Origin of the sequence: Nostoc sp. JL23, assembly GCF_017115065.1 — a bacterium.
In the GTDB taxonomy this organism is placed as follows: domain Bacteria; phylum Cyanobacteriota; class Cyanobacteriia; order Cyanobacteriales; family Nostocaceae; genus Nostoc; species Nostoc punctiforme_A.
The window spans coordinates 86725-107326 of sequence record NZ_JABXKN010000026.1; the positions used below are offsets into that span (position 1 = coordinate 86725).

Below are 20602 nucleotides of genomic sequence, written 5' to 3' on the forward strand. Positions count from 1 at the left end.
ACTGTTCTAACAAGTCAGCTATTGGTATGAAAAAAATCAGGGTGCTAGTAATCGCCGGGATTTTAGTAACAATTATCTGGGGCAGTTTTTTTTCTAAAACTGCCTCATCGCAACAAGTAGAGTCCCGTATCTACAATCTGGAAGCGGATTTGAATCGTGTTGAGTCGCGGTTAAATCAGCTAGAGTCTCAGCTAGGTAAAACTCGACAGTCTCCATCCTCAAGAACAACACTTACCCCACGACAATCAACTCGTTCTAGAGGTAACTTATCACAGCAAGATCCGATGTTTGATCGGCTTGCAACTTTGGTGGTTGAATTGAAGCAACAAGTTAATAAATTAGAGCAGCGAGTTGCTAAATTAGAATCACGCTAAATATTTAATCAAATTTCAAAAGGCTAGTATCGTAAGGCAAAATTAAAAATTAAAAATGAACACATTGAGGCGAGAGACGCGATGAATCGCCGTCTCTACAATAATCAGTCTTTCGTCTTGACAGCAATTTTCAACTTCAATTGTTGTAAAAGTTCAGTGCTAATGGGTGATTTTGCTAGAATTGGATGCTTAATACCTCCCCAGACACTTCCAGTACGGATACGATGGGAAACTAATATTTCAGGAATTTGACTAGAGATTAGAACCTGAGGTGGTGCGAGTTGACCGAGCGATCGCGCTCTCTTGTAATGATATGATTCTGATAGAGCCAGATCCAGTTGTTGAGCGATAATTTCTGGGCTTTCTTTTGCCGAATCTAGTAATAAAATATAGTGTGGAGGCTCGGCAATGGGCATCAAACTTTTAAAATTAGTTTCTTGCAAGTTCAATAGAGTCAGAGCATTATTTACAAAGGTTTCTTGCAACTTTTCGCCCACCAAATCGCTCACAGCTTGATGTCGTCCGAGAAACTCTAAACAGGGAGTGTGGCGATAGTAATGAGTTACCCGGATGCGATCGCCAATTCGATAACGATATAATCCACCTTTCTGGGATAAAATAATCGTGTATTCCTTGCCAATGTTGAGTTCGTGTAAATCATGCAAGGAACCAGTCTCATCCTCGAACTCGAAAAAAACTTCATCCAGAACCGGCACACATCCCCCAGCTACAATCAAGGGAATCGTTATTGGGGCTTCCGTTGCTAGTAGTCCTTTACCTTGAATTAATACATCTGGAAATTTTAATCTTAATCCCTGAGCTTGATCTGCTGCATTGGCGCTATCCCAGCAAGAAATCAGCTTCAAATTTGGCCAAAGTTGCATCCAGGGAATATTACTTTCGCACAGGTGTTGCAGACGATGATGTGAAATTTGATTGTGTAATTCTTTTCGCAATAAATCCTGATTTTCTTGAATATATTTTAAATGTACTTGTAGAAAACTAGGACTCCAAATAGAAATAATTTCTAGTTTTTCAGCCTCTAATAATGCCAAAGCCAGTTGATGTTTAAACAAGTTCGCGTCATGCAGGCGATTAAGTTTATTTGGCATCACCAACCAAGGACGCAAAAACCAACGCAGCCAGCCATCTAAATAATCTAAATCATCCTGTAAAGCTTGGCTATCAGCTACATTTAATTGCGGCGAGATACAAGCATAAAGCTTGCCTGTGGAAAATTTCGGGCCATGTACAATCAAATCATGCGCCCATACACAAAACATCTGATTAAACGATCGCCGCAAAGATTGAGTATAAGGAATCCATTTTACTGCTCCACTGCTACCAGAGGTTTTTTCATAGAACAAAATCGGTTCGGGAGTGAGGGAAATTTGTTGAGGTTTTTGATTTAAGTAGGGTTCGAGCGCATCATAATCTACAATTGGTACACGCTGCCAATCGTCTACAGAATGAATCCCCAAAGTTTTACCATACTCACTCTTGATTAGGCGATCGCAAATCTCCCTTTTTACAGATGTCTGCATTAACTCTGGGTTATCCAAAGCTTGATAAAATCGCCTCGCAGTTGGTGCGAGGATTTGCCCAAAAAGCTGAATAATCGGACGCATTATTGCACCTTTTGATTAGGATAAAGCTTGGTGGCTGCTGGTAAATAAGAACCATCGCCAATGACTACACCAGGAGCAAGATTAGATCCGGCCCCCACAAAAACATTGCTGCCAATCTTGACTTTTTTGATATACAACATTAAATTTTGCTTGCGGGGTTTAATGATATGAGAATAGATACCGACACCATGCCCGATAACGACGCGATCGCCAATTTCTAATAAACTGCGATCGGCAATCTCCAATCTTGTTGTCCAGTATACATCTCGCCCCACTTTAGCACCCCACAATCGCAACCAACAAGAAAACACCCCCGGAATCAACCGCAGCACTGCTTCTAAGGCTGGAATAGCAATATAAATTACCTGGATTTGATGACTACCCCACCAGGGATTATATTCTTTATTTTGTAAATAATTAATACCTTCCCGCACAGGATAAACCCATTCATGCAAGCGGTAAACTAGCACTGGTAGCCCATAAATAGAAAGTAACACCGCCAGAATGCTGAAGATGTTAGGTGAATAGGCGAGGTAGACTATTGCTGCCCCAGTTAGCAATAATATAAAGGCGGGAAAAAACGAAAGAATTTTACTTAGAACTGTCATTAAAATGGGAAGAAAAGTTTTTGGAACAAGTTTAATGAGCTAGGAATTCCTATTGTAGACGGCAATTTTGTGCTTTCATAATATGTTCCATGTAACTTATCCCAAATTTTCAGATTAGCCCCATAGTTATAATTGTGGACTTCACGGCAATGATGCCAAGTATGATCCTGTGGTAAGATTAGCCAAGAAGATAAAAATTGATAAAGCCAGCTACTTTCAGGAATTATCAAGCGGCTATGTCGCCATAAATCTAAGGCAGAAGTTAGACTTACTCCGAGTAAATAACCTGTTGGATCGGCTAACAGATACAAAAACAAAGTGTGTATCCATAAATAAATAATTAATAAACTTGTCCAAAGTGTGTTGCGAGAAGTTCCTAATACATCCATCTGAGTAACAGTATGATGGACTTGATGAACTTTCCACAAAAATTTAGTATGTAATAAACGATGATTCCAATAATATAAATAATCAACCACAACAAAACTAATAATAAAAGCCGGGATTAATGATACTTCTAAATATCCTTGTTGAGTGGGTAATAAATGTTGATAAAGCCAATAAACTAAAGTAGCTTGTAGTAAGGGAATCAAAATTCCTTGAATCGTTAATCCAATGCCATCTAGAAACCAATCTTCACAACTTTTAACTTTAAGTTGAGTTCGTCCAGCTTGATTGGTAATAGTCCAACCAACTAATCCGATAAAAGAGCCAAAAATTAGTAGTTGTGAAAAGTTTTGTATTCCCACTTTTGATTGCTCACACTGATATTGATTAATTACGAATTACATCATGTCTGCTTGATTACTTATTAAACCCGAAGAACCCCACCCCGCCAAAGCTACGCTTTGTCTCCCCTCCCCTTAGCAAGGGGAGGGGATTAAGGGGTGGGGTGTAATGACTGTGGAAATCATGACTAATTTATGCGGAGATGATATTATTTTTCAAACCCAAAATGTAATTTTTACTGATTGATTTGGCAATAAACGCGGATCTTCTCCACGAGATATAGCTGCCCTAATTGACTCTACAAATATATGAATTGTGTCCGCAGGCGTATTATAAAATTGTGTCCCGTATTTAGCGATCGCTTCCCCCTGAATACCCAAAATTTCCACATCTTGGTGGATAATGTGTTGAGCAGTCCACCGCACAAAGGGACGTGCTAACTTATTCCAAATACCATAGTTATAGGTGACATCAGTGTAAACCAGAGTTGAATTATCGGTTTCTGGAATAGATTGACTGGTAATGAACAAATGACGATTATGTGCCATATTATACTCTACAGAAGTAATATTTGGCATATAAAAGCGATCGCTATGTTTAATCTCTGCACCCTGCAAATTCAGAAAACGGCTGTACCATCCCAAATTATTGTTTTCGTTGCGATACTCCACCAAAACCGAACCATGACAGCGTTCAACAGTCATCTCTAACTTTTGTTGGCGGGAAGTACGGAAAACACCAGGATGAACAAAAGCCGTATGGGGAATATCAATAAAGTTTTCCGCACAATTAGTAACATTGTTAGCAAAACGGTTAATTACCCGTACCGTCTCCCATCCTGTTTGCCCGTAGTGAGGCATAGAAAAGGGTTCAAGATCAACACTTGGGGTATCAGCTAACCGCACATAAACATAGCCATCCTGTTCTTTGGTAGCGTAACACTTGGCTCGACGCTGTGGGGAAGGTTTGAAATCATCACCTTCGGCTGGAACAGCAATCACGTTTCCAACCCCGTCATATACCCAACCATGATAGGGACATTGTAAAGCACCGTTACAGATTTTACCTGATGATAGACGGCTATTGCGGTGTAAACAGCGATCGCGCAAAGCTACGGCTTGTCCATCTTCACCGCGAAATATCGCCAACCATTCTCCTAAAACAGTGCATGATAATACTTTGTTAGGTTGTAACTGTTCGCTGAGTGCAACAATGTACCAGAAATCTGCAAATTGCATGGTGGGTAGGAGCGATCGTATTTAAATTATGGCAATGTCTTGGCTAGAAGTGCATTGCTGTATCTATCGAATTCCGAAAAGAGCTAATTTACAATTAAAAGTGAGATAGCCTGAGATGGGAAAATGATTATGACATTAGAACAATTACAAAAGCAGGTATTAGAGTTACCAATTAGCGATCGCTGGACATTAGTGCAGATTCTTTTGGAGTCGCTACAGCAAGAAACTAGTTCTGAATTGAAAAAGGGTAACTTGTCTCGACTACGAGGGATTGCAAAAGGTACAGAAATATCAAGTGAAGATGTTGAAGTAGATTATATTAACTATCTGACTGAAAAATATCAATAATGCGAATTTTAATTGATACAAATATTGTGCTTGATTTTTTACAAGAGCGAGAACCTTTTGTAGAGGATGCGGCAAAACTGTTTGCAAAAATTGATGCTGGTGAAATCGAAGGGTTTATTGCAGCAACAACAATTACAAATATCTATTACATTGTCCGCAAAGCATCGGGTGCGAGCGCTGCTCAAGATGCCATAGCACAAATTCTGACAGATTTAAATATTTGTGCAGTCGATAGAGGAATTTTGGAACAAGCGATCACACTTAATTTTCAAGATTTTGAGGATGCGGTGCAGTGTGCTTGTGGAATAACACATGGGGTTGATGCGATCGTAACTCGTGATGCCTCTGGATTTGTCAGCGCGGGAATTTTAGTAATTGCACCAGAGGAGTTAGAAAATATTGGTAGTGAGTGAATGAAGCGATGTCTACGACGGGCTACGCCTACGCGCAAAGCTACGGGTTGTCCATCTTCAACGCGAAATATCGCTAACCATTCTCCTAAAACGGTGCGTGATAATACCTTGTTAGGTTGTAACTGTTCGCTGAGTGCGACAATGTACCAGAAATCTACAAATTGCATGGTGGGTGGTGGAGGGGAGAGAACATTGGAAGAGGTGCTTAAGGATGTTTAGGGGTAAGCACATTTATTTTATTGATGAGGTGGTTAAGAAATGTTGAAAAACAATGTAGTCAAGTAGTAAAACTAGCATGATTAATTATGAATAATAAAGTAAAATAACATAGTTTAGATGTAGAAGCTAATGAGCGAGTCAAAACAAACAAAGTATTATGATTAATAGTGATGATTTGTTCATCTGAATTTTCTATAAAACCCAAAAAATCCGCTTATGCGAAACACTATGGATGAAAATGAAATTAACCCAGGGGAAGAGTTAAGGGAAGTTCTGAAAGAGCTTTTCCCTGCTGATGTAAAAGATAATTCCTTTATTTCAAAAATTGACTATATTGTGCAAGCCGATGGAGAATTGATAGATTTAGTTTACAATAGCACGATAAATTATCTATTACGACGGCTTATATTAACTGCTGATTTTTTAAAAAGGCAGGGTGAAAAAGATAATAGACAAAATGATGTGTTCATAACTAAATTGAGAGCCTTTCTTAAGGATGATATGCACTTCCAGGAGAAGCATATTGGACGAATTAGTGTTTTAATTCTTGAGTGTTTAGACAAGCGAAAAAAAGAAGTTCCTTCCAGTACTAAAGATAAAATAAGAAAGAAAGCCAAAAATGACAATAAGCCTTGCTATATATGTGGTAGCGAACTAGAGTTTGATTTAAAGAAAGAAAGATCACACAACTTAGTTCAAGTAGAGCATAAATGGCCGAGAGCAATGGGTGGTGCAAGTAATGATTTCAATCTTGAAGTCGCTTGCTCAACTTGTAATAGTAAAAAGTCAGATTATATAGATGCTAGCGATTTTCATTATGAAAAGATATGTCTCGTAAGTGATGAGAACGATGAATATTTTTCGACTGAAATGAAGAGGGAATATGAATTGGCATTATGGGCTAAAAGAGAATTTAAGTGTTCTATTTGTGGAAAAACATCATCCGTTGGTGGAAAGTTAAAATTTGCACGCAAAAATCCCAATGATAGCTGGCATTTTTTAAATATAGATATTTTTTGTGAAAAACATTCCAAAACAAGTAAAACGAAATAGTTATGACAGAACACAGATGTTATTTTGGTAGTTTAGTATCACAGCGCAGAGATGAGAAGGCAACTCGTTTTTTTGTTTTTAATGCACAAGCAAAAGATTTGAAATCTTGGCTAGGAATTCGACGAATAAAAGATGTCCAAAAAGGAGCGCAGCGTATACTAAGGCAAGCTAGAGTTAATGCAGTTAAAAAATTTATTGGAGCTAGTTCAATTAATATAATTCCTAACAGTATACTTATAGCTTTTGACCCAAATAAAGCAATTTTTACACCTCTAGGACAAAAAATTAACGAGTATATTATTCAAGCAAATAGTTCCTTAGAAAAAAATATAGACATACTCAATGGTTGTAGGGAAAATCAAGTCACCTGGGGAATTATTGAATTTTCATTTGAACAGAGTGAGCAGGAATATCTTAAACCAGCACTTATTGTAGACGGGCAACATCGTCTGTATGGTATGTCTGATTTCAACGAAGAGGATTTACCTATAACCGTTGTCAGTTTAATAGATGCTACTCCTCAAGAACAGGCTTTTCAGTTTATTGTGGTAAATAATAAAGCAGTACGAGTTTCAACTGAAAATGTCAAATCTATTGTTGCAGATTTTAATGAAGATGAACTTGAGAAAAGACTTGTACTAGCGCGTGTCAAATATGGTGATAAACCACTGATACTTAAGTTTCTCAGCGATTCTCCAACAAGCCCATTTCAAAATTTATTAGAATGGTCTTATAACAGAGAAAGTACAGAAGAAACTCAGCTAGTGCCAATTACTGCAATAGAACAAGCAATGCGATATATACGTAAGTGTTTTACAGTGCTTGAAAATGATGAAGATTCCTTGATAGAGTTTTTTTGTGCAACCTGGAGAGCGGTAAAAGGGAATTACCCGGAACTTTTTGGAAAAAATAATCAGTTTATGAGGAAAGCTAATATTAATGCCTTCAATGAGTACATAACTGATCGTTTACTATATTTTTGGGAGATGGATTTACTAGATATATTTGACAGTGATGAAATTGCAGAAAAAGTGTTAGATATTATTAAACGTTTACCTAAAGAATTTTGGCTAGAGGACTGGAAGCTTAGAATTCAAGACACTCCCAATTTCAGAGAAATACTAAAAAATGATTTCAAGATTATAATAACTAATTGTAAATTAGGTAAACAATGGAGTGACGGGTTAGAGTTGGTTCAAACAGAGGAATAAAGAATGTCAGTAGCTTCCCACTAAATGCTAGGACTGGGTGCGATGGATGACAAGCGTTATAGGATGGGATAATTTAATTATTAAAAGTCCCTTAAATGTAATTCCCTATTAACCGGATATCCTGTTACCATTCCAATCTAGGGCGTAGGCGTGGCCCTCACACATAGCAATCCTATCTAAGTTGTGAAAATGAACAAACCACTTTTTCTGCGAAATGCCAAGAAGAAAAAAAGAAGTTTTCACATCTAATTTAGGACTGCTATAGTTGCGAAAATCAGGCATGGAGATTTGCTTGTTCCTGCAACCACGGATCTACAGGTTGTCCATCTTTGCGGCGTAATTCAATTTCCACAACCATCACTTCTTTGGAACCAGGAGGTGCAGGTTTTTTATGGAAAATAATGTCATAATCTTCTGGATTATGTTTACGTTCTTTCAACCATTCCTGTACTTTGGTTGTGGCAAAAAATGATTGCCCTTGCTCAAACATTCGGGTAATCTGTAATTGCAGTGTGTAAGGATTTATGCGACCCATTTTCTACCGCCTTTGTTAAGTTAATTTGAGAACAAGTAATCTACTTACCGTAGATAATCTAATGTTAATGCGAAGTAACCACACCTGACACTTCCCATACAGGTAGAACTTCCAGTTTCAACGCCTTGTTATCTATAAAAACAAAGTCTGAACCTTGTTGGATGGATTGTCTAAGAAAGTGCCGATGCTTTCGCAATTTGTCTTCCACTAGTTGATAAATTATTATTTTACTGCTTGACTTTCACCATCTTTAGCAGTATCCACAACATAGTAATGTTATACTAGTACATCACCATAAAATGTCACAAACTTGACTGCACTCTACCACTAAAGTTGTACGTACACTCAGGACGAGAAAACGGATTAGTTAAGGATTGCTCAGAATTTTACACTGCCTCTACAACATTTAACCACTTAATTCTGTTATAGATTGGAGAGAGGCAAGCCGCTTCAAAAACTGACCAACAGACTCAGATGGTTGTTATGCAGAGCAAAAATCAAGCTGTTTTCGCTTTAATTGTAAAAAGCACGATTGTATTTTTACCCTTATTGTTATCCATTGGAATCGCCAGTGGACAATCTGCACCATCACCCAACCCAGCACTAACTCCGACTCCGGTGTTATCGAATTCAGAACGTGAAGAATTAGCACGACTACGAGCAGAAAAGCGAATTCAACAGCAAGTTCAATCTGATTTTAAAAGCACTTTTAGCCGCACAACTATATTACTCGATGTTTGGCTAGTTATACTAAGTCTCTTTCCAGTTGCAGTCATTGCTTTGTTATGGCTGTTGCGACGGGTGATAATCCGGGAAATTGTTGATAGGGCAATGCAACAAGTCCAAGGAATGGAAAAATTACAAAATCAGCTAACCACCGTTAAACAAGAGGCTGAAAATGTTATTCAAGATGCGAAAAAAATAAATTATGAATTAGAACAGGAAACGACTGCTTTACAACAAAAAATTAAAAATGAACAAGAAAATGTATCTATTCTGATATCCGATCTAGATTTAGCTAAAGCACAGGTATTAAGTAGATTAGAAGCGGAACTAAAAAAATCTCAAGAAAATATAGAAAATTTAGAGTCAAAATTTGCTTCTGGGTTATCTAAGTTAGAGTTTGATGCTCAACAACAAAAAGATATAGCACTGGAAAATTTAGGAAAATTAGCATCGGCGATCGCAAATGAATTGTCTAAGTTAAAGTTAGGTGTGCAACAACAGCAAGAACTAGCCGTTACCGATTTAGAAATATCAAAGTCTGAGTTCACATCTCAACTTTCTGGATGGCAGTCTGATGCTCAACAGCAAAAAGATATAATTTTTGAAATTTTAACAAAATTACAGTCAGAATTTGTAGAAAAGTTATCCGAATTACAGGTTGATGCTCAAAAGCAAAAAGAGATTGCCGTTGACAGTTTAGGTATATTTGATCGGGAACTTAAATCTCAATTATCGGAATTACAGATAGATGCTCAAGAACAAAAAAATAAAATTCTTGCGAGTTTAGAAGCATTGCAGTCAGAATTTAAATTTCAATTATCGGAATTACAAGTCGATGCTCAAAAATCCAAAGAGCTAATTATTGAGAATTTAGAAAAATCTGGCTCTGAGTTTACTTCGCAGTTTTCAGAATTACAATGGAATGCTCAACAACAAAAGATTCTCATTTTAGAGAAGTTAGAAAGACTAGAAACTGAGTTTGTCTCTCAACTCTCTGAGTTACAATTGGATGCCCAAGAAAGAAAGGATCTGATTCTTCAAGAACTAACTGAAATTACGCCAGAATCGATTCTAGAAGTGGTGAATTTTGAAGTTGAGCAAGAAATACAGGAACAGCCACAACAACCGGAATTCACTGCTGATGAGTATGTAAAACAGGGAGATGATCTGTTTTCTGTAAGGCGTTATGAAGATGCGATCGCAGCTTACAACCAAGCAGTAAAAATCCAACATGAGGAACCTGTGAGTTGGTTAAAACGTGGTCTAACTCTGGGAAGATTGAAACGTTACCAAGATGCGATCGCATCTTATGATCAAGCGATTGCGATTCAGCCAGATTATCATCAAGCTTGGTGCGATCGCGGCGTTGCTTTTGGAAATTTACAACAACATCAGCAAGCCTTTGCCTCATTTGATAAAGCTACACAAATCAAACCGGATGATGCCGTTGCCTGGTTAAATCGCGGTCTTTCCCTAGTAGCATTAGAACAATATGAAGAGGCAATAATCTCCTTTGAGAAAGCGCTAAAATTCCAACCCAATTCTCCCAAAATCTGGGATAAACATGGTTATACATTGGTAAGATTGGGACGCGATGATGAAGCGATCGCTAGTTTTAACAAAGCCTTAGAAATTAAGCCAGATTATGCTAGTGCCTATTACAACAAAGCAGCCTGTTACGCACTGCAAAGACAAGTTGACCGATCTCTGTTAACTCTACAACAAGCGATTGAACTTAATCCCAGGTATAAAGAAGACGCAGCAACTGACCTAGATTTTGATGATATTGCCGACGATGAGCGCTTTAAGCTGTTAGTTGCAGAATAAAATGTCATTTGTCATTTGTCATTTGTCATTCTCCCCTCTGCTCCCCTGCTCCCCAGACATGGCTTTGAGTTTAGATGTAAAAGAATCAGAGCGATCGCTTTTTTCGGGTGTAAATTGTCCGATTGGGGCATGAATAGGAGCAGGTGGGAGCAGTTTTGGCTGTCGTTGATGATGGTTTGGTGATGGGGAAGGCGCTGGACCTTCTTGTGAAGTTTGCCTCTGGCTGACAGCAGATAATCGCTCAAGGGTTGCCGAAGAGGTAAATTTCCTAGAAAGCGGAGACTTTAAGACAGTTTTATTATCTCTATCTTCCTGCTTTCCATCTTCTTCACTCAAAGATGTCTTTGGTTCATAACTTTTCAGTTGGAGAGTCGCAGTATTGCTGTGTTGATAGCCATTGCGAATCTTAGCTGGTGGTAATTGAGGACTCGTCACTTGCTCTAGAGTGGGTTTTCTCTTGGCTGGCGGTAGAACTGGTGCAGCCGATGACGTTAAGCTTTGGGGAAATTTGCTACAAATCATCCGTTCAAATTCCATGTTGAAATGATATGTAGCCTGATCCCGGCGCTGCCAAAATACTAAAATTTGCTGCACGGAAACCGCTTTATAACGACCTTGATATAGTGCCTCAATCACTGCCAGGTGTAGCCAATTAAGGGGGTATTGCGTTTGCCAACGCTCAACTAGCTCATTGGCACTATACCCACTGAGATCGAAACTATAGTTAATTAATAAGGCGATCGCCAAGTTGGCAGAGGTGTCTGGAAGTGTTGTTAACATGAGGCTATTAGCTTTAGGCAATAGGTCTTAGATTTGTCACCCATCGCATATTAGCCTAGCGTGCTTTTAACTACATGGTTTATTTTTCCAAGAGTTGCCAAGACGATAGGCAGTGTTCCTTATTCTACTTGCCAACTTCTAGAATGCAACCCCACATAGACTGATTTAATCGCAGATGTTCGCCGAATGGCGACTAATGCCTGATAAACCATCGCTGCAACTTCGGCGCGTGTTGCCAAACGTAAAGGTGCAAGTATTTTCGGATCTGGATAGTTGACAGCGATTCCCCGTTGTGTAGCAGTGGCAACGGCTGTCCGAGCGTAGTCGGGAATGGTATGACGATCGCTATATAGTTCTAAAACACCGCTATCAACAGCTGGTAATCCCAGTCCGTTTACTAGGGAGACAATCACCTGTAGCCGCTGCACACTTTGATCGGGGCGGAAGGTGCGATCGCTAAATCCGCCAACAAAGCCACCGCTAGCTGCGATTTGGATAGCGCTATAAGCCCAAAAATCTTTGGGTACATCTGTAAAATCAGGTGCCGGGATTTTAGGAAATGGGTTAAAAGCGATCGCCACCAAAGCTGCATACTGGGCGCGAGTCATGGGTTTATCTGGCTGATAGCTACCATTGGCAAAAGCATGAGTTAAATCCATGCTCACTAATGCCTGAATAAATGGTTCTGCCCAATGTCCATCTAGTTCGGAAGACGCTGGGACAAGGGGATAAGGGGACAAGGGGGGTTTTTGAAGTGGGTATTCTGTCGAGGTATCAGAGAAGCTGGTGTCAAATGTTACTAAATTGTTTGGGAGTAATTCTACTAAACCCTTGACTAGAGACGAATTTAATTGATTACCTACGGAAACTAGCTTTTGTGTAGTGGCATTATATAAATCAAATTCACTATGATCGCGAAAAATATTATCACCTGGATCTTTGGTATTACCTAAATCAGGGAGTGCATTGCCATTGACTAATAAACCACCTTGGGTATTTTTAGCAATGAGATTTTGACGTAGCACCGGTTGGGCATTGCGAGAAAGTGCGATCGCCGTGCGATTTTCTGATAATTTATTATTGGCGATCGTCGGAGTGGCAAAGTCACTAATTGCTATGCCTAAAGGGTTTCTTTGAAATACATTCCGCAGTACTTCTCCCTGGCTATGACCTGCCATCACTAACCCGCTAGCAGTATTTTGCACAAATAAGTTATCTAAAATTGTGGATTTGGCAGCACCAGTGGTAAACACACCTTCCCGCCCACAGTTGCTCAGAGTATTGTTACTTAAAGTAGGTGCAGCAGATTCAATCCAGATACCAGTACCTTTGGCTGAGGGATTGGTAATAGTTACACCTAAAAGACTGGCATTATCTACCAAGAGCAGGGTAATATTTTGTATACCAAAACTGGGACTTAGATACTCACCACTCCCGGAAATTACAATTCCTGCACCTTTGTTAGCTTCATTACCCACCACTGTCACCCCTCCAGGGACGATTAGTGGAAACACTTCACCACTAGCGGCGTTGTAAGTCCCCGACTCCAGATGAATTATCGTCAGGATTTTGGTTCCTTTTAAAGCACGGGTGAGGCTTTTAAAAGGACTAAACCGTGAACCAATATTGGTATCATTCCCTGTCATAGGGTTGACATAGAGTGTGACGACGAGGGTAGAGTTCACCATTGATAGTTGAGAGTCAATTGTTTTAATTATGACAATCGTAAATAACAATACTTGTAGCAAACTTTTTCACAGTAATATCCTTGTGTATAGAAAATATATCCACTTGACTTTTTCTGACAAGCAGATTGTGTGTACACAAAGGCTATAGACTTTTATCAAACAGAATTCAGGAGTCAGGAGTCAGAATACAGGAAAGGTATTCTGACCCAAAAAGCGGATAGCAAGGCAAAAACCGAGTCAGAAGCTCCTGCGTCGCTCTAAGCGTTCGCGCTAGAGTCTCTAAGAGTTGCCATGCCGTTGGCGCAGCCTCTCGTTCGCGTAGCGTCTCCCTTTGGGAGAAGAGAAGGCTTTACGCTGCGCTATCGAGCGTCAAGATTGCTGACTTCTGTTAGCGGTAGCGGGGCGTTTAGCCCATTTTGACTTCTGAATTCTTCTTCAAGCAATATTCCAAGTTCTGATCTCAATGGTATTGTCAGCTGCAACAATCGCATTGTCAGTCAAAACAATGCCATTGCACCTCTAAAAAACTTGTGTGTAAGCTGTTGCGCCTGCGGAGAGGAGATTAATCTCGGTGTTCCAAGGTACTGTTTTGGTTAATGTATTGAGTCAGCAACCCAGAACCCTTGCTCTGTAAGAAAATGAGATTAAACATTCTCATCCAGAATAGTTCCTTCTATATTGGCTCCATCCAAATTGGCTCCGCTCAAATTTGTCTGGCTCAAATCTGCTTGAGTGAGATTTGCCTGGGATAAGTCAGCTACAGTTAAATCTGCACCACTTAAATCCGCTCCATCTAGATTCGCCGCCATCAAGTTTGCTTCCTGCAAATCCGCCTCACTCAAATTAGTTTCAATCAATTTAGCAACCGTCAAATCAGCGTGACTCAAATTAGCTCCATCCAAATCTGCTCCATCCAAAATTGCTCCATCCAAAATTGCTCCGCTTAAGTTGCTACTACTGAGATCCGCATTGCTCAAATCTGCTCCATTTAAGTCTGCTTCAATCAAACTGGCGTGGGCTAAATTAGCGTGACTCAAATTAGCTCCATCTAAAATTGCTCGATCTAAAATTACGCCACTGAGATCGGCTTCTCTTAAGTTGGCCTCGCTCAGGTTGACACCAGTAAAGTCTCTGACACCTGCGGCATAGTTTTTCAGGAGTTGATCTGCTTTCATATCTGTCGCTGTGCTAAGGAACGTTTAATTGAGGCTATCCAGCTTACCCAGACAGGCAGTAAATTCTCAGCACGCGCAACTGAGAATTATTGTGGTGAATTAAACCAGAGTAAATTTTGAATCACTTCAATCTAGATTAGCTATCCTTAACTACTGACGCTACTACCTAGAGTTATGAGTTAATTTCATACTTAGGAGGGATGTTGCCCACCTGAAAAATTTCAGCATTAGTGCAAAGCGATCGCTATACTCAAAAGACCAATTATCTACACCAATAACCCTTAACCCAAGCGCATTGGATTATTTAGGATGAAGCAGGAAACTCCTTATTTGAAGTCATTAGTCATTGGTCAATCGGAAGTCCACTGCGATACTAAGTATTTTCGGTATCGCAGCGGATAGTTCATGTTTCCCCGCCAACCACTACATCTCGAATTCGGAGGCTAGGACCACCACAACCCACTGACAGGCCATTTTGCCCTCCCTTACCACAACCACCAGATTCATCCCAGTAAAAATCATCACCAAGTGCCTCAATATCCGCTAAAGTTTGGAATACATTTCCCGAAAGCGTTACATCCCTGACAGGTTCAGCAATTTTGCCGTTCCTAATCATCCACGCTTCCCCAGCGCTAAAGGTAAACATTTCCCCATTCGTCATCCCACCCAACCAATTACGGGCATAAACTCCTTCTTTGATATCGGTGAATAAGTCTGCAACTGGTGTTTTACCCCGTTCAATCCAGGTATTTGTCATCCGCACAATGGGAGTAAAGTGATAGTTAAGACAGCGGGCGTTACCCGTAGGCGCCTCCTCCAATTTGCCAGCAGTTTCACGAGAATGTAAACGTCCCACTAAAACTCCATCTTTAATTAGTTGAGTAGTAGTGGCAGGTGTGCCTTCATCATCGTAAAAATAGCTACCGCGATGTCCCTCTGGAGCCGCACCATCAAAAATTTGCAGTTCTTCTGGGCCAAACCGCCGTCCGATGGTCATAACTTCCAGGAGATCGGGGTTTTCGTAAGCCATATCAGCCTCAGAAAGATGTCCGAAGGCTTCGTGGACGAATAAACCCGTGAGAATTGGGTCAATTACTACAGTGTAAGTATTGCCTTTGACTGGTGGTAGAGATAAAGCGGCGATCGCTCTTTGAGCAGCCCCTTTTACCTGTTCATCCAAACTAGTTAAATCTTCGTAAGCTTTGCGAGAGCCAGTAGTTTCCCGTCCAGTTTGTACAGTTTCGCCATTTCTGGCGGTGGCGGCAAAGCGCATTTCCATATCCACCCAAGATTGCTCGATCAAAGTACCTTCGGAAGTAGCAATGATTACTTTTTGGGCACTGTCACCGTAACGCACCGAGGTAGTGGTAATTCGGCGATCGACGCTTTTAAGCAATTGGGCATAGCGATCGCACAATTGTTTTTTCTGCGAGAGTGAGACATTTCGGGGGTCAGTACCTTTTAGGGGTAGAATGCATACTGCTTGCACCGGATCAATGGGTGCAAGTAAAGTTTCTTCATCACCAACCATCCGCGCAGCAGCGATCGCTTCTTCTATGCGATCTTTGATTGTTGCTAGCTGGTTAAAGCAGCTCAACCCCCATCCGCCTTTATAACAAGCGCGAATATGCCCACCAATGGAGATGCCTTCACTGAGGGTTTCTACCTTGTCGCCACGCAACAAGATATCAGTCCCTTCTGCTTCTTCAAGGCGAATCATCAGATAATCTACACGCTCACGGTAGCGGGCGATCAGGTCAGAAAGTAAATTTTGTGCGTCAGCAAGTGTAGTCGGCATTTCCAATTAGTAACAATGACGAACTGCATTTATTTTGCAATTATTTGGGGAATTTCTGCTAATCAATATTATGAGGGGACTAGGTACTGGGGGAGATGATACCATTTTAGATTTTAGATTTTCGATTTTAGATTTTGGATTGGGAATTGCCTTGGTGCGTCTGGCTTGGTGTGAATCCATCTGTCGCAATCATTTTTCAAATTAGTATGAGTGAGTGGAAAAACAGGCGAGAAGTTACAGTAAATTTTTCCTCTGTGCCCCTTTGCAATTCTGCCTCTTGTGCCCAATCTCCAATTCCCAATCTTGAGTTACTGTGGGTAAGAACTCAATGATGTGCTAAGATAATCAAGTGAGAATAAAATTCGGTTACATTCTTTGTTTTTAGTATTGACAGGCTTTTCCCTTTTGGTCTTAACAAGCTTGCCTCCGAAATCTAAATCTCTACACACCTATGATTTTGGAGATAATGCATGTCAATTTATGTAGGTAATCTATCCTACGAGGTCACACAAGATGACCTCAATTCTGTGTTTGCCGAACACGGTACTGTAAAGCGGGTTCAGTTACCTACTGACCGTGAAACCGGACGTCCACGCGGCTTTGCCTTTGTAGAGATGGGCACAGAAGCTGAAGAAACAGCTGCCATTGATGCTCTTGATGGAGCTGAATGGATGGGACGCGACCTCAAAGTGAATAAGGCTAAACCAAAGGAAGATAGAGGTGGTTCTTTTGGTGGTGGTGGTGGCGATCGCCGCGGTGGTGGTGGTGGTGGTGGATACAATAGATCACGCTACTAAGCTTTAAAATCAAAAATTAAGTTTTAACGTCTAAAGGGCAGAATCATTATCTGCCCTTTTTGCGCTCCGGTCTACTGGATAGCTTAAATTGCCCAGTACCAATTAAGTAGGAGATGATAAATGACCCAAGTATTTGTGGGCGAAAATGAAGGAATTGAGTCAGCCTTACGCCGATTTAAGAGGGAAGTTTCCAAAGCAGGTATTTTTCCAGACATGAGAAAGAATCGTCATTTTGAAACGCCTTTGGAAAAACACAAGCGCAAAGAAGTCGCTAGACACAAACAACGCAAGAGAAATTTCCGTCGTAATTAACTATTAGCGATACCTCCGGTTAGCTATGCTAACACACTCTCTCATTAGATTCTTAGCTGTCGAAAAGGCGATCGCTGTACTCCAAAGGAGAATCTAATGAGTAAGTTTTGAACATCGGCAACCTTTCCTGATATAAGCTATCTATCAAAATTATTATAAATTTGTTTAAGTTACTGCTGTTCTGTATCAATCAGAATTTTCAGGGGTAACTAAATTAGAAAATAAGTCAAAAATATTCTTAATAATAAGCTGTACCAATCAATGCCAATAAAAAGCCCTCAAGCAAAGATGAGGGCTAGGCAGTTTTTTTTGTTAGAAATATCAAGCTCAATTCCTTCTAAGCACGAGTACGCGTAATCTGAGTAGTATCAAAGTCTTGCAGCCGAGTCATATTTCCACTGTCCTTATCAACAATATACACAGCATTAGGTGTCTCATATCTCATAGCTCCAAAGGCGAGGAGTTGACCTGTTGCAGAGCAAACTAAGCTTTGTAAACCATTATTCCATGCTTGACCATTCACTTTTAATTGTCCTAGTCTGATGGGCTTTTTTTGATTTGAATTTAGCCGCACCAGAGTTGTATCACCATACGCACCAACTATAGAGGTATAAAGTATTCCATCTGGGCACTCAGCTAGATTGCTGACCCGCTCATCTTCCAGAAATTTAATCTTACTAATAAAACTTATCTCTCCTGTTTGAAGGTTAATATCTACCAATCTGATCGGTGGTGTACCGTTCTTCTTACCTACTAGACCAATGAGCCGCCCATCATTAGTACCTAGCAAGCTCCCAAGCTGTTGATTTGGTTTAAGTCCTGAGACTATCAAAGTTTTTACAGGCGTACCCAAAAATGTAATGCGAGTAGGTGTCGGCTGTCTCCGACTAAGCGCAACCGGAGTAATGGCTACAACAAGTGTGCCATCGCTTAAAGAGGTAAAACCACTCAATATCTCATTAGGCTCTAATAGAGGTGTACTTTTCTCAGTAAGTACCTGAGCCTTTCCTGTCATTAAGGATTGCAAAACTAGTCCTACAGGCTTAATATCTGTGCTTACACTGTTTAAGGCAGTGTTCTCTACTAATTCAGTGGTGTTTACCTCTGTAATAGCCGTTTGGTCAATATTAACGAGTGGGCTAGAACCTATACCTACAATATTTAAACTTGGTGTTTCTGCCAAGGCTTTCTTGGTTAGATAACTAAGTCCAGATACTACAGTTCCAGCAAGTGCCAACTGTCCAAACCGTCGACGTGATACCTTGTAATTCATATTTTCCTTCCTAGAATGAATGACTTTTATTAGGTAGCAGTGTGAACGTAAACAGATCAGGCTAATATATTTGCGTCCAGGTTGCTACTGAGGGTGTTCCATTTTTGTCACTAATAAAAAGCATGTACCAGCCTGGAGGTGCGATGTTTCGATTGTTTATGACCGTGACCTTAAGAGAAGTAGCATTTCTAGAAATAATGGGTGCATCCACTAACCTTTGTTCTGTATCGCAAGAATGGGTAGTTGCCATTGGTCTAATCAGACTCACCCATTTAATATTCGCAGCTTGGGGTGTCTGAATCGTAAATTGCTGCCCGTAGGTAACAGTTTGAGGAGCGCTCTGAATAACTGGTCGCGATCGCGACATATATGCAGGACTGTAGATTTCTAATCGCAGTTCATTGACCCGCCGTTGAGGGTTCCCCCCAGCTGTGACGACCCTACCATCTGGTAGCAGCAAGGCCACCGAGTGATATACGCGAGGGACATTTTGTTTAGCTACTACTGTCCAGGTATTTGTAGCTGGATTGTAGATTTCTGCTGGCAGCATTGATTGTGTTGTGTCCTCATTCATTTTGCTACCATTGCAAACAAACACTGTGCGATCGGGCAATAAAACTGCGCTGTGATGCATCCGGGCATAGTTTAAAGGCTTTGCTGCTACGTAAGTTGGATTACTAGCTTTTAAATCGACAATATTTACCCTCTTTGTTGCTGTCTTACCACTACCCCCACCGAGAATCATCACCTTTTGATCTTGTGCAGGTGGTAAAAGGAGACTGGCAGCTTGATCGCCAAAACCTATGTCTTGTAGCCCTGTCACCACTGTTTCTGTAATGGATTGTGTAAATTTCTCTGGCAGGGTTAATATCCTTGGTGTCACTCCAGTGCCACCCATCTGCGCACCTGAATAAAAAATTTTCCCACTACTTAGTAGAAACAGATGCGCGTATGCTGGTAAGGCACTAGTTCTTGGAAAAGCGTTCCAACCATTTGGAAAGAAAGCAGAATAAATTTCTGGTTGTCTATTGAGCTTGCCATCTTTATCCGGCCCAGACACTGCTAAGACTCGACCGCTGCCTAGTGTTAACACAGTAGGATACCAGCGGCCATTATTCATTGATAGTATCTTGACCCATTTCTCAGCAATGGGATCAAACATCAGAGCATAGGGTGAACCATAAAATGGGTCATAGCGCAAAGTTCCACCTGCAACCAGCAACTGACCATCAGGGCGGAAGGAATGACCAGCGCAAAAAATATCCATAGGTTGATTGTTACTATCCAATGGAGGCGCTTGACGCGAAAAGGTTCCCTTTTTTACATCCCAGACCACACTGTCATAAGGAGTATTTAACCGATTGGGATCGTTACCTGAGCCACAGAAAAAGAATACCTTACCAGTACGAAGTAGAGCGGCATGTATAGGTAGGATTGGAGCATTGTACGACAATACTTGCCATTTATCTGTAGTAGTAGCTAGAGCTATGGAAGTCCCTAAATCTGTTTCCTCTTGAAGGTTGGTCTTGTTATTAGGCTGAGTCACTTTATTTACAATTCTTTCTACGTGAACTTAATTTTTTGCACTTTATTTTATTAATTTATTTCTCCATTTATATCTATACTTCTTTAGGCTTATTTAGCGTTAAGATATGATGTGTTTCATAATAAGGAAATGTAAAATTAGTTTTATCAATAGTAATTGCGCTTTCAATCATCCATGCTGTAGAGTATCTAAATTAAGCCTTAAATACATTGCTGATATCAATAATACTACATCTTGTTCATGAAGTTTTCTCATAGCATATTTTCTCATAGAAGAAAATCAACATTTTTGATTTTGCGGCCTCAATTTGTGAAAATCATCGAA

The 20602-nt window shown here is 40.3% G+C and carries 19 protein-coding genes and 1 pseudogene; 8 read left to right on the plus strand and 12 right to left on the minus strand.

The features are described 5' to 3' along the window. Nucleotides 1-26: 26 nt before the first annotated feature. Nucleotides 27-374 (plus strand): hypothetical protein, encoded by a 348-nt coding sequence (locus tag HWQ42_RS04155; RefSeq protein ID WP_292809585.1) that lies wholly within the window; start codon nucleotides 27-29, stop codon nucleotides 372-374. 104 nt (nucleotides 375-478) lie between these two features. On the opposite strand, the gene HWQ42_RS04160 is transcribed toward HWQ42_RS04155, so the two are convergent. The 4 genes from HWQ42_RS04160 to HWQ42_RS04175 form a co-directional block, all read right to left on the minus strand. Beyond that, entirely contained in the window at nucleotides 479-2002 is a 1524-nt protein-coding gene (locus HWQ42_RS04160; RefSeq protein WP_292809588.1) for a GH3 auxin-responsive promoter family protein, read from the minus strand. Continuing rightward, nucleotides 2002-2610 carry a DapH/DapD/GlmU-related protein gene (locus tag HWQ42_RS04165; RefSeq protein ID WP_292809590.1) on the minus strand — a complete coding sequence of 203 codons (609 nt, stop codon included), beginning with the start codon at nucleotides 2608-2610 and terminating at the stop codon, nucleotides 2002-2004. The genes HWQ42_RS04160 and HWQ42_RS04165 overlap by 1 nt, the downstream gene beginning before the upstream one ends. Next, nucleotides 2610-3359 (minus strand): sterol desaturase family protein, encoded by a 750-nt coding sequence (locus tag HWQ42_RS04170; RefSeq protein ID WP_292809592.1) that lies wholly within the window; start codon nucleotides 3357-3359, stop codon nucleotides 2610-2612. Before HWQ42_RS04170 ends, HWQ42_RS04165 begins: the two co-directional genes overlap by 1 nt. 195 nt (nucleotides 3360-3554) lie before the next feature. After that, nucleotides 3555-4577, minus strand: a complete 1023-nt coding sequence (locus HWQ42_RS04175; protein WP_292809594.1) for an aromatic ring-hydroxylating dioxygenase subunit alpha — start codon at nucleotides 4575-4577, stop codon at nucleotides 3555-3557. Between the two features lie 129 nt (nucleotides 4578-4706). Here HWQ42_RS04175 and HWQ42_RS04180 point away from each other — a divergent pair, with 129 nt between their 5' ends. Next, entirely contained in the window at nucleotides 4707-4925 is a 219-nt protein-coding gene (locus HWQ42_RS04180) for a hypothetical protein (protein WP_292809596.1), read from the plus strand. Then, nucleotides 4925-5338 (plus strand): PIN domain-containing protein, encoded by a 414-nt coding sequence (locus tag HWQ42_RS04185; protein WP_292809598.1) that lies wholly within the window; start codon nucleotides 4925-4927, stop codon nucleotides 5336-5338. Before HWQ42_RS04180 ends, HWQ42_RS04185 begins: the two co-directional genes overlap by 1 nt. Nucleotides 5339-5427: 89 nt before the next feature. Here HWQ42_RS04185 and HWQ42_RS35425 read toward each other — a convergent pair. Continuing rightward, nucleotides 5428-5505: pseudogene (locus HWQ42_RS35425) on the minus strand (hypothetical protein); the annotation flags it as partial. A 280-nt stretch (nucleotides 5506-5785) separates the two neighbouring features. On the opposite strand from HWQ42_RS35425, the gene HWQ42_RS04195 reads away from it, so the two are divergent. Both HWQ42_RS04195 and HWQ42_RS04200 read left to right on the plus strand, forming a co-directional pair. Continuing rightward, on the plus strand, nucleotides 5786-6610 hold the full coding sequence (locus HWQ42_RS04195) for an HNH endonuclease signature motif containing protein (RefSeq protein ID WP_292809602.1): 825 nt from the start codon (nucleotides 5786-5788) through the stop codon (nucleotides 6608-6610). Between the two features lie 2 nt (nucleotides 6611-6612). Next, nucleotides 6613-7821: a DGQHR domain-containing protein gene (locus HWQ42_RS04200; protein ID WP_292809604.1), complete on the plus strand. Its 1209-nt coding sequence runs from the start codon at nucleotides 6613-6615 to the stop codon at nucleotides 7819-7821. 274 nt (nucleotides 7822-8095) lie between these two features. Here the strand turns inward: HWQ42_RS04200 and HWQ42_RS04205 are convergent, their stop codons facing one another. After that, a complete protein-coding gene (locus HWQ42_RS04205) occupies nucleotides 8096-8356 on the minus strand; it encodes a hypothetical protein (RefSeq protein ID WP_194043036.1) in 261 nt (86 codons plus the stop codon). 483 nt (nucleotides 8357-8839) lie between these two features. Here HWQ42_RS04205 and HWQ42_RS04210 point away from each other — a divergent pair, with 483 nt between their 5' ends. Further along, complete coding sequence (locus HWQ42_RS04210; RefSeq protein WP_292809606.1) at nucleotides 8840-10909, plus strand: tetratricopeptide repeat protein; 2070 nt, start codon at nucleotides 8840-8842, stop codon at nucleotides 10907-10909. A gap of 18 nt (nucleotides 10910-10927) precedes the next feature. On the opposite strand, the gene HWQ42_RS04215 is transcribed toward HWQ42_RS04210, so the two are convergent. The 4 genes from HWQ42_RS04215 to HWQ42_RS04230 all read right to left on the minus strand — a co-directional run bounded on the left by HWQ42_RS04215 (nucleotide 10928) and on the right by HWQ42_RS04230 (nucleotide 16350). Next, on the minus strand, nucleotides 10928-11689 hold the full coding sequence (locus HWQ42_RS04215) for a hypothetical protein (protein ID WP_292809608.1): 762 nt from the start codon (nucleotides 11687-11689) through the stop codon (nucleotides 10928-10930). Between the two features lie 119 nt (nucleotides 11690-11808). Continuing rightward, nucleotides 11809-13377, minus strand: a complete 1569-nt coding sequence (locus HWQ42_RS04220; protein ID WP_292809610.1) for a DUF1565 domain-containing protein — start codon at nucleotides 13375-13377, stop codon at nucleotides 11809-11811. A 644-nt stretch (nucleotides 13378-14021) separates the two neighbouring features. Further along, nucleotides 14022-14552 carry a pentapeptide repeat-containing protein gene (locus tag HWQ42_RS04225; RefSeq protein ID WP_292809612.1) on the minus strand — a complete coding sequence of 177 codons (531 nt, stop codon included), beginning with the start codon at nucleotides 14550-14552 and terminating at the stop codon, nucleotides 14022-14024. Between the two features lie 403 nt (nucleotides 14553-14955). Further along, nucleotides 14956-16350, minus strand: a complete 1395-nt coding sequence (locus HWQ42_RS04230; RefSeq protein ID WP_292730932.1) for a TldD/PmbA family protein — start codon at nucleotides 16348-16350, stop codon at nucleotides 14956-14958. A gap of 470 nt (nucleotides 16351-16820) precedes the next feature. On the opposite strand from HWQ42_RS04230, the gene HWQ42_RS04235 reads away from it, so the two are divergent. After that, a complete protein-coding gene (locus tag HWQ42_RS04235; RefSeq protein WP_292730931.1) occupies nucleotides 16821-17147 on the plus strand; it encodes an RNA-binding protein in 327 nt (108 codons plus the stop codon). 120 nt (nucleotides 17148-17267) lie between these two features. Continuing rightward, nucleotides 17268-17459, plus strand: a complete 192-nt coding sequence (gene rpsU, locus HWQ42_RS04240; protein WP_069073774.1) for a 30S ribosomal protein S21 — start codon at nucleotides 17268-17270, stop codon at nucleotides 17457-17459. 337 nt (nucleotides 17460-17796) lie between these two features. Here rpsU and HWQ42_RS04245 read toward each other — a convergent pair whose 3' ends face one another. Together HWQ42_RS04245 and HWQ42_RS04250 are read right to left on the minus strand one after the other, a co-directional pair. Next, nucleotides 17797-18732: a hypothetical protein gene (locus HWQ42_RS04245; protein ID WP_292809613.1), complete on the minus strand. Its 936-nt coding sequence runs from the start codon at nucleotides 18730-18732 to the stop codon at nucleotides 17797-17799. A 61-nt stretch (nucleotides 18733-18793) separates the two neighbouring features. Continuing rightward, on the minus strand, nucleotides 18794-20278 hold the full coding sequence (locus HWQ42_RS04250) for a galactose oxidase-like domain-containing protein (RefSeq protein ID WP_292809615.1): 1485 nt from the start codon (nucleotides 20276-20278) through the stop codon (nucleotides 18794-18796). Between the last annotated feature and the right edge of the window lie 324 nt (nucleotides 20279-20602).